The sequence below is a fragment of the Chryseobacterium lathyri genome (assembly GCF_030812195.1).
In the GTDB taxonomy this organism is placed as follows: Bacteria; Bacteroidota; Bacteroidia; order Flavobacteriales; family Weeksellaceae; genus Chryseobacterium; species Chryseobacterium lathyri_A.
In genome coordinates, this window is sequence record NZ_JAUSSF010000004.1 from 100,933 (window position 1) to 114,247 (window position 13,315).

At 35.2% G+C, this 13,315-nt stretch carries 10 protein-coding genes; all 10 read left to right on the plus strand.

The window, feature by feature from the left end; translation table 11 throughout:
- The first annotated feature begins 343 nt into the window (after positions 1-343).
- The 10 genes from J2T03_RS20215 to J2T03_RS20260 all read left to right on the plus strand — a co-directional run bounded on the left by J2T03_RS20215 (position 344) and on the right by J2T03_RS20260 (position 13,315).
- Complete coding sequence (locus J2T03_RS20215) at positions 344-3,241, plus strand: TonB-dependent receptor (protein WP_307221295.1); 2,898 nt, start codon at positions 344-346, stop codon at positions 3,239-3,241.
- A 31-nt stretch (positions 3,242-3,272) separates the two neighbouring features.
- Positions 3,273-4,097 carry a tyrosine-protein phosphatase gene (locus J2T03_RS20220; protein WP_307221297.1) on the plus strand — a complete coding sequence of 275 codons (825 nt, stop codon included), beginning with the start codon at positions 3,273-3,275 and terminating at the stop codon, positions 4,095-4,097.
- A 618-nt stretch (positions 4,098-4,715) separates the two neighbouring features.
- Entirely contained in the window at positions 4,716-5,012 is a 297-nt protein-coding gene (locus J2T03_RS20225) for a terpene synthase family protein (protein ID WP_307221300.1), read from the plus strand.
- Positions 5,013-5,029: 17 nt separating this feature from the next.
- On the plus strand, positions 5,030-5,272 hold the full coding sequence (locus J2T03_RS20230) for a hypothetical protein (RefSeq protein ID WP_307221302.1): 243 nt from the start codon (positions 5,030-5,032) through the stop codon (positions 5,270-5,272).
- Between the two features lie 34 nt (positions 5,273-5,306).
- Entirely contained in the window at positions 5,307-6,296 is a 990-nt protein-coding gene (locus J2T03_RS20235; RefSeq protein ID WP_307221305.1) for a terpene synthase family protein, read from the plus strand.
- Positions 6,297-6,881: 585 nt separating this feature from the next.
- Positions 6,882-7,907 (plus strand): terpene synthase family protein, encoded by a 1,026-nt coding sequence (locus J2T03_RS20240; RefSeq protein WP_307221308.1) that lies wholly within the window; start codon positions 6,882-6,884, stop codon positions 7,905-7,907.
- A gap of 547 nt (positions 7,908-8,454) precedes the next feature.
- Complete coding sequence (locus J2T03_RS20245; protein ID WP_307221309.1) at positions 8,455-9,399, plus strand: NAD-dependent epimerase/dehydratase family protein; 945 nt, start codon at positions 8,455-8,457, stop codon at positions 9,397-9,399.
- A gap of 31 nt (positions 9,400-9,430) precedes the next feature.
- Complete coding sequence (locus J2T03_RS20250) at positions 9,431-10,342, plus strand: helix-turn-helix domain-containing protein (protein WP_307221312.1); 912 nt, start codon at positions 9,431-9,433, stop codon at positions 10,340-10,342.
- A 117-nt stretch (positions 10,343-10,459) separates the two neighbouring features.
- A complete protein-coding gene (locus tag J2T03_RS20255; RefSeq protein ID WP_307221314.1) occupies positions 10,460-11,146 on the plus strand; it encodes a type 1 glutamine amidotransferase domain-containing protein in 687 nt (228 codons plus the stop codon).
- Between the two features lie 957 nt (positions 11,147-12,103).
- Entirely contained in the window at positions 12,104-13,315 is a 1,212-nt protein-coding gene (locus J2T03_RS20260) for a DUF4297 family anti-phage-associated protein (RefSeq protein WP_307221316.1), read from the plus strand.

The following is a 13,315-nucleotide window of genomic DNA, read 5'->3' on the forward strand; positions in this document are numbered from 1 at the left end:
AGAAGATACTTTTCTGTCTCTGACCAGCAAAAGCCAAAGTGCAACAAGTGCTTGAGACGCCCCTATGATGATAATATACTGCATCATTTATTTTATACAAATCAATAACAATTAGATCACTTTATCGCCTTTAGATTATTATTTATTTATTAAAAATTTTCCAGCAAATTAATATTGGGTTCATGAATAAATAACAAACAGTTAAAGAACAATAAAACACTGTTAATCAAATAATTAAATGCACTTTTCCAACGAGTGACACGTGGCGTTAGTTGGTTTTTTTTGTAGGACGAAAAGAAAAGAAAATCTTTACACTTTTGCCTTGAAATAAATCTAAGTCATTATGAACAATCCAAATTTCACTAATTTCTCAAAACAAAAAAAGAAGGTCATCCAAATATCTGCTTTTTTCTTTTTGGCTTCTTTTGGAACCATCCAGGCGCAGACCATTAAAGGAACAGTTATCGGGAAAACAAGTGGTGCGCTTCCTGGCGCAAACATCTCGATTGTGGATGCTGATACCAGATCAGTTTCCTCCCTAGATGGAGATTTTAATTTATTTTCCCCAAGACTTGGAGAGGTAAAACTGAAAGTACAATACATCGGGTACGAAACTAAAGTTTTTCCTATCACCATAAAAGAAGGCACCAACGACATTGGATACATTACCATAGAGCCTGAAAATAAAGTAAAGAATGATAGGGTTAGCGACATTGAAGGAGTTGTGATAAAGCGATCAAATGCTTTGACCCAAGCTAAAGCTTACGAAATTAAAAAGAATAACAACGCGATCATGGAAGTCATTGCCGCTGATGCCATAGGGAAACTACCAGACAGAAATGCAGCAGAAGCGGTACAAAGAGTACAAGGTGTCGCCGTTGCAAGATATCACGGAGAGGCCGATCAGGCAACCGTACGAGGAACTCCTTTTGCGTGGACTTCGGCATTACTGAACGGAAACCGACTTCCTAGTGCGAATGTTTTAGGAAACCGTTCTTTCGTATTAGATGTGATTCCCTCGGAATTAATCCAGTATGTGCAGGTTTCTAAAGCCATTACGCCAGATATGGACGCAGATGCAATTGGGGGAAGCATCAACTTCATCACAAGAACTGCCCCGGCAAAGAAAACATTGAGTGTAAGCGGTGCCGGAGGTTACAATACGTTCTCTCATAACGGAACCTATAATGGTTCTATCGTATATGGAGACCGTTTTTTCAAAAACAAATTGGGCGTTCTTTTGTCTGGTGCCATTTGGGACAGGCAATGGGGAGCAGATTCATTTGATGCCACTTATAACACAAGTGCTGCAAATGTTGGTCAAAGAAAATCCATAAATACAGTTCTAATGAAAAGATATATGGGAACAAGAAGAACTATTGGTTTGAATGGTGGATTAGAATATAAATTCAATGCCAATAATAAAGTCTATTTCCGTGGAATGTTCAATAAGTTTGACGATATCCGTCCTGTTTATGAATCTTATGTAGATTATACAAACAGCAGATATCAGTACAATTTCAGATATTCTCATTACCAAACAGAATTATACGGAATGGAATTGGGTGGAGAGCATAGCATCACCTCAAAACTGAATATAGACTGGGCGGTAGGCGATTACACCGCAAAATATTTCCTTGACACACCTCCCACCAATGATACCAAAGGTCTTCCTATCGCCACATTTCGTCAAAAAATCCTTGGAGGATTCAATAATATGTCGAGCGATGGCAAAAGATACTGGGGATTTGATTCGCCAAATGGTGTTGGTGGAGAATATGAGGATTACAGCTCTGATGTAAAAGACCCGAATGAAGTAATGAGCCCTAATAAATTGCTATTATCCCAATTGGTCATTTCAAAATTGGACAATAACGAAAGAGATAAAATCGCGAGAGTGAATTTGAAATATGATGTAAATTCAAATTTTTCATTTAAAATCGGAGCCAAATACCGTAACAAAGAACGGGTAAGCGATTATGGTTACAATACAGTTTATGCTCCAGCAACAGCAAATTTGTTGAGCCTTTCTCAGCTTTCCACAACAAATCCTCCGAAAGGAACTGATTTTCTAGGTGGGATGAACGGCAATTATAATGCTTACATTATGAGCCCTCCTACGAAAGATCAGCTTTTCCAAATGTTTTCGCCAGAATTTTTGCAACAAAATGGCTTCAAAGATTTTTCCAATGCAGCATCTAATGCGACAAGCGTTTATACCGGAGAGGAATCTGTTTTTGCAGCATACGCAATGGCAGAAATAAAAGCAAGTGAAAAGTTTAAAATTGTGGGAGGTTTCCGAAATGAATCTACAAGATTAACATTAAATGGGTCAAAATCTACAGTGTCAGGAACACCAGCAACCACGGTAGTGAGTACATCTGTTGTAGAAAGCAACTACAATGCTTTTCTACCTATGCTACATCTGCGTTACAACTTCACACCACAGGCGAATGTAAGATTTGCTTATACGAGATCTTTTATCCGGCCTAATTTTGGAGATATGTCTCCGGGATCGAGCATCGACAATACGAGTAGCCCAAACAGAATCACACGAGGAAACCCGGACTTGAAACCTACTTTTAGTCAAAATCTTGATCTGATGGGAGAATATTACTTCAGTAATATCGGTATTATCTCCGGAGGAGCATTTTATAAGAAAATATCAGACATTGTATTTTCGGATACCTCTATGCTGAATGTTGGAGGAACAGATTATATGGTCACCCAGTCGAAAAACCTTCAGGATTCTAATTTATATGGATTTGAAGCCGGCATCAACAAGCGTTTCGATTTCTTAAAGGGATTTTGGAATGGTTTCGGGGTAGAGTTTAATTACACTTACATCGATTCTAAAGTAGAAGTTCCAAGAATGGTAGCAGGCGTACAACAATATGATAAAACATCGCTTCCCAACCAAGCCAAAAACTTGTTCAACGCCATTTTGTACTACGAAAACAGCAAAGTAATGATTCGTCTGGCAGGTAACTTCAGAGGAAAATCCGTGGAATCTATCAACCAAAATCTAGGTCCGGATTATTACATCTGGTCAGACAAAAACTTTACCATTGATTTCTCCGCTAGCTATGACATCAGCAAAAAAGTCAAATTATTTGTTGAGCTGAACAACTTAAATGGCGAAAGTTTAAGACAATATATGGGAGACAACAAGAAAAGAATCACTTCTCAAGAATGGTACGGAAGCAGAGGGCAAATGGGTGTTCGTTGGCAAATATTTTAATTTAAATTAATTGATAAATAATAATAAATCTATGAAAAAAATAGTATTAATAGCAGCGGTATTGGCATTGGGAACAACAATCAATGCACAGCTCAGCGACAGCCTCCGCCGTATTGTAAAAATGGAAGGTGCTTACAATTTCCGAGATACCGGCGGCTATAAAACAGAGGACGGAAAAGAAGTCGTTTTAGGAAAAGTTTACAGAAGCGATGCCATTAACAAATTATCCGAAAAAGATCTCATTACTTTCAAAAATAAAAAAATAAAAAAAGTTGTAGATTTCAGAGGAACAGAAGAAGCCAAAAAAGCGATGGACAGGCTTCCTGAAAATACAGGCTACCTGTTATGCCCTGCCGGAAGCGAGAACCTTCCGGATGCACAAAATATGGTAAAACTTTTGAAAGAGAAAAATTTCTTGCTTGGTATGTATGGAACAGAAGGATTGCCTTACTTCGGAGAAAGATACAGACCCTTGTTTGTGCAATTGCTTACTTTGAAACCAGACGAAGCACTATTATACCATTGCACCGGCGGACGAGACAGAACTGGGATGGCTTCTGCATTATTCTTAAAAATACTAGGAGTTTCGCAAGCAACTATAGAAAGTGATTTTGTTGCATCTAATTTTTATTTGGCGAAAAACCCAACAATGCAACAAATGTATTCTGGACTTTCAAAAATGGCGGGTTTAAGCGAAAGTGAAGTAAAAGCTGAAATGGAATTAAGACCAGAGCTCATCAGAACTTTTTTTGCCGCTATCACCAAAAAATACGGAAGTATCGAAAACTTTTTCCAAGTAGAGATGGGGATTGGTCCAAATGAAGTGGCTATTTTAAAACAAAAATACACAAAATAACCTCCTTTTTTCAGATTTACTTTTTGAATAAAACCGTCTCCAATTGAGGCGGTTTATTTTTTGTTAAATTATGCATCCTACATTTAAATATATTAACACTTAATTTCATTATGTATGAAAAAAAAATTTAGTTTCTCAACTTGGGGAGTGAGGGATTTGAACCCTCGGTCCCTTTTGTGATGCAATCGATTAAATGATAAAAAATGCGAGTTATACCCTTTGGATGCAACTAATATGGACAAATTTTATACGTAGGGTTTAATATAAAATACATGCATTATCATCTTCCTCTTTAAGTTCATCGTCTATAAAAACTGCTTTCCAGTTTTCTTCATTATAAATTCCAATTCACGATATTCTTCACAGCAAGCATTCAAATCAAATATTTTGGTCATTGTAATAACAGCTATAGGATAATCTTAAGTTATTCAAAATATAATTATGTCATATCAAATAATAACCTACTTTAGTATTTCAAAACTAAACCAAAAAACATCACAATATGAACAGTGAAAATTTTAGCAAACTTGAGCTGCTTTACAAACAATTTAGGTATCCTTTCCCAGCATTCCCCTTACGCCGAACAATTAAAGGAGATTACTGAGAATCAATGGATCAATGGGGAATATCTGTGGCTTTATAAGCAGAATTCTCACCTCCGTAAAAGTAAAAAAAACTTATCCTAGTGTGACAGAATGTATTGCATTACGTGAGAATTCTATATGTCTTTATCTCTTCCTACAACTTACAGAAGTAGAAACCGGAATAATTTTGCCTCCAGAGATACACGAGCATCCTGTGATCCGCCATTTACAAACACTGGCTTGTCATCTTGTTACTTTTTTCAATGAGGTACAACCGGTAATCAAAGACGAAGCCACCGAAAGTATTTATTATAATATTGTAAAAAAGTAATTCAGCATGAGCACCAGATGTCCTTGAAAGAAGCCTGCCTTGAAGATCTGCGCCTACACAATGAAGACCTGAAAGAATTTGTAGAGCTGCAGGCTTCTCTTCCCGATTTTGGGATATGGCATGATGCGGTAGTCAATTGGGTACACTATATGAGCATGGTTCTAAGCGGTTGGAAGAATATATCCACAAAATTAGACCGTTATAATGCTATGGAATTTCCAAATGCAGCAGAACTCAAGAAAAAGCTGAATCAGATATAATATCACCAATTAATCATTTATAAATAAAAACAATATGAAACCAGAAAACTTTAATCCAAGGGACTATCTCCCATTAAACTATTACCCTTGGCCCAATTTGATTAACCCACATGTAGACAAAATAGGAAAAGAAATGGATGACTGGATTGATAATGACTATACCTTTTTATCAGAAAAACTGAGGGGAAAATACAAACGGCAAAAACAACATTATTGTATGGCGCGAATGATACCAACCGCAAGTTACGAACGTGCTGTGCCTTGTCACAGGTTTATACACTTTTATGATACGCTTGACGATCAAATGGAATTTCATACGGTTGAAGAATCGGAGCCAATACTGGAACGGTTGATTACAATATTAAAAGGAGCGCAGCCTCTTACTGACGAAAATGCGTTTTTTCAACATGCAGCCCTTTTCAGAGATGAATTTCTAGCATTTATGCCTGAAATATGGTTAGAGCGTTTTACGGGAGCTTTACACCGTTGTTTTAAGTATGGTATTCAAGCAGAAGCTCCCTATAAAGGAACCTCAACTATACCAAGGCTTGCTCAATATATGGTGATACGCGAATATTCCGTTAATATGCTGCCATTTTTTTATCTGGTAGATGTTGAGGTAAATTTTGTTTTGCCAAAATTCATTGAAGAGCATCCCATTATACAAAAATTAAGAACATTGGCCGTTAGAATAATAGCATGGCAAAACGATATACATTCTTTGCCAAAAGAACTGCTTTTGGATACGGAAGTGTTTAACCTTGTTATTGTATTACAGCATGAGTACAACTTATCACTTGAAGCAGCCCTCACCGAAACCATGCGCATTCACGATGCGGACGTAGCCGAATTTATTATACTGCAAGAAAATTTACCTGACTTTGGCATATACCAGGAACAAGTGCAGGATTATATAAAAGCCATAGGAATTATGATACAGGGAATAAACACTTTCTATATTGTAGACACCTCGCGCTATGTACCTGACGGCTTTGCATGGCCGGAAAGAAATAGTAATGAATGACATGGAAAACTTAAAAATATCATAGCCACACAAGAGGTAATCAGCAATTATTCAAATTTTAATTAATCCAAACCCTAGACAGTTAGGCTATTTAAACAATTCTACTCATTTTTTTGTTGTGAATACACTTAATTATTCACCATATATATCAAAAGAAATTACAGAATTGGGAAGAGCATATTATCAGCAGTCTTCTGTACTTATTTTTTTCTTTACAGTAAAAGAATATTACAAAGGGCTCATTCTCGGATTGTTCTGTTTATTCGTTGGATTTTTATTGATAGAGACTTTTTTACATAGCCGATTAACACATTGTTTTGAAAATGTTTCACGGCTTGATAAGGTGAATTGAGAACTCTTTATATGAGCAGTCATTCTCTGACACGAGATACAAAAAAAGGCCGTTTCACTGATTGTGAAGCGATCTTTTTTATTAAATATCATTCAGATAAACTATCTCCCTATTAATACCACTATTTAAGGAATATTACTGTTAAATTTCAATTTTTTGTGAAATAAAATGCAATTATAATACAATACGGTTGTAAATTAGCGTGAAAACCAAACCAATAAGAGATCAAATTTATGAAAGAAGAACTTAAAATCCCGATTCCTAAATATCCTTGGCCATATATTCCAAGTCCTCTAACGCTTACTTTTGATGAGATAGAAAAGCAATGGATAAAAGAAGATTATGCTTATATGGGATCTGAGAGCGTGAAAAGATATATCAATCAAAATATAATAAAGGTGGCACCTTACATGTCAGCCACAACTACCAATGCAGATCTTCTGATACCAATCTGCCGATTTCTATTGTATGAAACCTACTTTGATGATTATGTGGAAATTATGCCATTGGAAGAAGTTGCAGCTCTTAGGGACCGTGCTTTTGAAGTAATGACGGGTGATAGTGCCCGTCCGGACGAAATCGGGATGTTCAGGCAGATGGAAATTGCCAGAAAGGAATGGATTGCTAATGGTATGCCTCAATTCTGGATTGAAAGAATGGCAAAAGGTTTCTGGGAGTTTATTACTTATGGCATCATGGAAGAAACACATTTTAAACTTACCCAAACCTACCCCACATTAGCCCGTTATCTATTAATTAGAAGTCATTCAATAGGTCAGTTAGCTTATGGTAATATGATTGATCCGGCACTTGGGTCCGCACTTCCCGAACATATTCACAAGCATCCGGCAATTCAAAGGGTATTGTTTCTCCATTCCATTATCATAGGTATACAAAACGATTTTGCCTCAATAAGAAAAGAAATGGCGACCGAAAATGAAAACTTTAACATTATACTTTTACTTCATCATACTCATCACCTTTCTCTTGAAGATGCACTTATAAAGGCAATGGCAATTCACGATGATTTTGTAGCTGAACTGGAAGATATTTCCCAATGCCTGCCCGACTTCGGTCCTTATCAAAAAGAAGCAGAGAATTATGTATATCATGCAAAGCTGATGATTACCGGCCTTAACGAATGGTATTACAGCTCTGGAACAAAACGTTATGCACCTGAGGGTTTTGCAACTCCAAAATACGGTGTACAAGGTGAAAAACCATTGGATTTTGAGGTAAAGCACATTCGCCAGGATTAAATGGGTAATGGAAGGACAGCGCGCATACTAGCAAACCTAATGGTTCGGAAAGCAGGCTATGATCTGTTAGAATTTGATAAAATAGAAGGAGCGATATTTGAACAATATATGCTAGCAGTTCAAAAAGCATCACTAAAAAACTACCAGCCTATGGCGGAAATTATCAGGATGATTTTCTCATCTTCGCCTCAACTTTTTTGAACGAATCACTAGCAGTGAGAGCTGAAATTTTTATTTGACATAAGCTTTTATAACACGATCAGTGGTGTTTAATGAAAATAAATTACATTCGGAGGTATTGGAAACTCGGTATTGGGAACTATCACGGTGAGTGCGGCTTTCTTACATTCTCCCATCAGAAATCAGTTATCGAAAAAAACAACCTGGGGAAAGCCGGACTGGAAATATCCCCCTTATACAGATAAAAAAATGCACTGGCTGAAAAAGGTGATGTAACAGAGATTATGTTACAACTTTCGTTAATTCAGATACTTTGCTTTTTAGGCTGATTACTGAACTTTGTATAATAATTTAAACAGCAAAAGATATGCAAACGATATTAGGGGCTAACGGTCAGATTGGCGAAGAGCTCGCAAGAGAACTTAAAAGAAATTTTACTTCATCAATACGAATTGTCAGCAGGGATGCGAAAAAAGTAAATGACACTGACGAAGTTTTTTCTGCAGATCTATCGATTCGTGAGAAAGCGATAGAGGCAGTAAAAGGCAGTGAAATTGCCTATTTTACATTAGGCCTTCCGATCAGTTCAGATCTTTGGGAAAAACAGTTTCCGCTTATCCTTCGTAATGTGATTGATGCCTGTAAGATTAACAATACAAAACTGGTATTCTTTGACAACACGTATATGTATCCCCAGGATGATCGCGTATTGACAGAAGAAACAGCTTTTGCTCCTGTGGGAAGAAAAGGAAGAGTCAGAAGAGAGATGGCCGAAATGCTGTTGAAGGAAATGGAGTCAGGTGAACTTGAAGCCGTGATCTGTCGTGCCCCGGAATTTTATGGTCCCGGCAAAACACAGAGTATTACCAATACCCTAATTTTTAATAATATTAAAGAAGGCAAAAAGCTGAAGGTTCCATTGAGCGTAAACAAAAAAAGAAGCCTGATATGGACTCCTGATGCGAGCCGAGCCACTGCTTTGATCGGGAATACTCCTGACGCGTTCGGCCAGACCTGGCATCTCCCGGTAGATAAAAGCCATCCCACCTACAAAGAGTTTATCCGAATGGCTTCCGGAATTTACAGCAGAGACCTGAAATACTCTACTGTCCCAAAATTGATGTTTAAAATAAGCTCATTTTTCAACAAAAGTGTAAAGGAATTACTGGAGCTTCTTCCGAGGTATGAGCACGATAACATATTTGATGATTCAAAATTCAGAAAGAAATTTCCGGATTTTCAGGTCACATCATATAAACAAGGTATCCTTATCATAAAAGAACAGCTTTCAGGGAACAAAATAAATAAGTAAATTAGTCATGTACAAATCTGAAAATCAGCATATGAAAACTCCGGAAAAAGTATCATCAATAAGTACACTTCATCAATTTTTGGGGTTAAAGGAACCCGCTAACCCGCTGATCAGTGTGTTTAATTTTGACGATGTCAAACTGGAACCGGAAACTATTCTAGGAGCTATTACAACCGACTTTTATGTCATTGCTTTAAAGAAAGACTGTGCCGGAGGAAAATGTAGATATGGCCAGCAATATTATGATTTTGATAAAGGTATTATGTCTTTTATTGCCCCGCATCAGGTCCTACAGTTTGATGATATACTGCTTAATAAAGTAAGAGGGTTCGTTTTGGTGTTACATCCGGATTTCCTGCATGGATATAAATTGGCCTCCGACATTAAAGAATATGGTTATTTTTCCTATACAGCCTATGAAGCTCTGCATCTTTCTGAAAAGGAAGAGAAAACTATTTTTGATATCATAAGGAATGTTGAACAGGAAATTGATATCAACATGGATTCCTTTACACAAGATCTACTTGTCTCTAACCTTGATCTTCTGTTAAAATACTGTGACCGTTATTACAACCGCCAGTTTTTGACCAGAAAAAAAGTGAATAGTGATCTTCTTTCAAAGCTGGAAATGTTATTGGATAATTATTTTAAAAATGATAAATTAACCATCAGCGGGATACCCACAGTTCATTCCGTTGCTGAGCAACTGCACCTGAGTGCAAATTATTTGAGCGACATGCTAAGAGTTCAAACAGGGCAAACCACGCAACAGCATATCCAGAACCGGTTGATCGAAAAAGCAAAAGAATTACTCTCTACTACCTCAATGTCAGTCTCCGAAATTGCCTATCAGCTCGGATTTGAACATCCGCAATCATTTCATCGTCTTTTTAAAAGCCGAACATCATTTTCTCCACTGGAATTCAGATCATCATTAAATTAATGAGGATGATTTAAAAATGAAAATTGAAATACAGAGATTCGGTTACTAATTCCCGTAATTAAGTTACTGTTAAATCGTCCAATAGTGCGAATTTTGTTGTAATCAAATAAGTGATTCATGAAAAATCTTTTATTAATAGTTACCAATGTCGATAAGTATGCAAGTGGTCTTCCAACCGGACTATGGCTCAGTGAGCTGACCCATCTTTATCATAAGGCCAAAGAGAAAAAATGGAATATGACAATAGCAAGTCCAAAGGGGGGGCATGTACCTATTGACCCTGAAAGTCTGAAACCGCTTGTTCTTGATAAAATATCAAAAGATTATTATGAAGATCCAATATTTATGGAGGAGCTGAATAACTCCAAAAACTTAAATGAAGTAATTCATGAATCTTTCGATTGTGTATATCTTGCCGGAGGACATGCTACCATGTATGACTTTCCAGATGATGAAAGTATTAACAAAATCATCAGCCAACAATACGAAAACGGGAAAATGGTCGCTGCAATCTGTCATGGAGTTGGTGGATTGTTAAATGTAAGGCTTAACAACGGTGAATATCTGATCAAGGGAAAATCAATGACCGGCTTTGACTGGTTTGAGGAAACTATTGCCAGAAGAAAACGGGAGGTACCATTCAATCTTGAAGCTGCCATTAAAGAGCGGGGTGCAGATCTTAAAAAAGCTTTTATTCCCATGACCTCCAATGTTGTTGTTGATGGTAATTTGATAACAGGCCAAAATCCGTTCAGCTCAAAGGAAATGGCAAAAGTGGTTATTGAGCAACTTGAAAAAATATAAACTTTAATGATCTATCAGGTTATTACATACTGCTGATTTAAAAATCAATTTGAAACAATTGACCTGTGGAATCTTGAAGTTTTTACTTTGGAATTGAGGGACAAAACTAGGGGCAAATTCAAGTGATTTATAACATTAATTTCTTTATTTAAAATACGTAAAACGCTGTAAAATAGCGCGTTATATTGTGTTTTCTAAATTTTTGTCCTTTTTATATAAGTGTTTGATTTTCAGTGTTTTGATCGGATTACTTTCCGATACAAAAATAGTTAATATTAATTATCAACAAGTTACATAAAATAGTAACAATATAGAATCAAATGATTTGAATTTTTAAATTTTCATCGAAATTTCGTCAACTTTCAAGTTACGAAAATATTCATATGGATATTATATAGTAGTACAATTGTCATTGCAAAATTTTGAGCATTTTATCTCCATTACACACACTGCTAAAAATTGTGGAAAATTATTATTTTGAAAAAAAATACATAGAATTACTTAATACCATTTTAGACATATAGAATAATAAAAGCAATCGCTATCTCTAAGTCTAAGAAATCCACATTTCTAATACAATACTTTGCATCATAGTATTTGTTGCATTCTTATGTTTAGGTGGGTAATCCTTATCTAGTTTCAAATTCAAGCAGGAAAAAAATTCCACAAAAAAATGTTGAAGTTTTTAAACCTCCAAAAAAAAGTTTGCCATACTTTTTAAAGGTGGGGGGTACGGCAAAAACTCGTCTTACACCCTACCTCTAAATCTAATATGGGTAATCAAGTGAGACATATAAAAGATTCTTAGTAATAGTTTTTATTATTTTATTACATGAAATGTAAGTATAAATCAAAAACAATCAAGTTTTACGGAAAACCGTATACAGTAAATATTTTTTTTTACTATAATTACTCTTTCTAATAAACAGTTAGGATAAAAACTAAAATAATTAAACCATGAAAGAAAGAACGGCTATTGATACAATAAAAGGTTATTTCTATCAATTCGATTTTGCCATTGTAAAATTATTAGAATTAAAAAAAGATTCAGAAACAATTGTTATTGAAGGAATTGAAGACATAGATATAGATACTGCAACAGAAGAAACAGCAATTCAATGTAAGTATCATGCAAAAAAGGAATACAATCATTCAGTTATTGCAAAGCCTATTCGGTTAATGCTTGACCACTATAAAGAAGTTACAAAAGGAACTAAAAAACGAATAAATTATAAACTTTATGGATATTTTGAATCGGGACAAGCAAAATTAAAGCTACCAATAGATTCAAATTTCCTTAAAAAGCATTTCCTAACTTACACAGAAAAAAAAGTTGAATATTATCACCACTTAAAGCATAATTTTACCAACACTGAACTAGATGATTTTATTTCTTTACTTGAAATAAATATTAATGCATTGGAGTATCAATCTCAGGTAACAAAAATCTCATCATTATTAGTCAATCAATTTAGTTGCAAAACTTTTGAAGCAGAACATTTTTTTTATAATAATGCTCTCAAAGTCATAAAAGAACTTTCAATTGAAAATGACATAAAAAAGAGAAAAATCAGTAAGTCAGAATTTTTAAAAAAAATTGATTTTAAAAGAGTTTTATTTAACGAATGGTTTGTTACATATAAAGGTGAAGCAAAATTATTTGCAGAACTAAGAGCTCAATATTTTACAACTTTCAACATTTCTTCCTTTGAACGTTTTTTTTTAATTGAAATACCAGCAAAAAATTATGTGAGAACAGAATTAAAAGATGTAATATTCACTATTTCAAAAAAATGGTCCAAACTTTCAAAAAGAGAGCAAAATCCATTCTGCCCATACATTTACTTACATAATATTCCTCACCAAGAATTACTTGACCTAAAAAAAGAACTTTATTCGGAAGGTTTCATATTTACAGATGGGTTTGATTTTGATGGAGCAGAATTTAGCGCAAAATCAATATGTAAAACAGCTAATAATAACAATTCCATAAAATTCAAATTACTCAACAAATTGGAACATATTAATCTAACATTGAATGAGATAAATAAAACCAAGGAGATTTATCAATTCTATAGTACAAATCCTTTTTTTAATGTTTCATACACTAATATGAAGCAAGCAGAAATTCAATTTTCACAACTCACTGATATTAAAAAAATTGTATAA

Bases quoted from the DNA above. Each gene is read 5' to 3' on its own strand.
- J2T03_RS20215 (WP_307221295.1), top strand. From the start codon at position 344: ATGAACAATCCAAATTTCACTAATTTCTCAAAACAAAAAAAGAAGGTC.
- J2T03_RS20220 (WP_307221297.1), top strand. From the start codon at position 3,273: ATGAAAAAAATAGTATTAATAGCAGCGGTATTGGCATTGGGAACAACA.
- J2T03_RS20225 (WP_307221300.1), top strand. From the start codon at position 4,716: ATGGGGAATATCTGTGGCTTTATAAGCAGAATTCTCACCTCCGTAAAA.
- J2T03_RS20230 (WP_307221302.1), top strand. From the start codon at position 5,030: ATGTCCTTGAAAGAAGCCTGCCTTGAAGATCTGCGCCTACACAATGAA.
- J2T03_RS20235 (WP_307221305.1), top strand. From the start codon at position 5,307: ATGAAACCAGAAAACTTTAATCCAAGGGACTATCTCCCATTAAACTAT.
- J2T03_RS20240 (WP_307221308.1), top strand. From the start codon at position 6,882: ATGAAAGAAGAACTTAAAATCCCGATTCCTAAATATCCTTGGCCATAT.
- J2T03_RS20245 (WP_307221309.1), top strand. From the start codon at position 8,455: ATGCAAACGATATTAGGGGCTAACGGTCAGATTGGCGAAGAGCTCGCA.
- J2T03_RS20250 (WP_307221312.1), top strand. From the start codon at position 9,431: ATGAAAACTCCGGAAAAAGTATCATCAATAAGTACACTTCATCAATTT.
- J2T03_RS20255 (WP_307221314.1), top strand. From the start codon at position 10,460: ATGAAAAATCTTTTATTAATAGTTACCAATGTCGATAAGTATGCAAGT.
- J2T03_RS20260 (WP_307221316.1), top strand. From the start codon at position 12,104: ATGAAAGAAAGAACGGCTATTGATACAATAAAAGGTTATTTCTATCAA.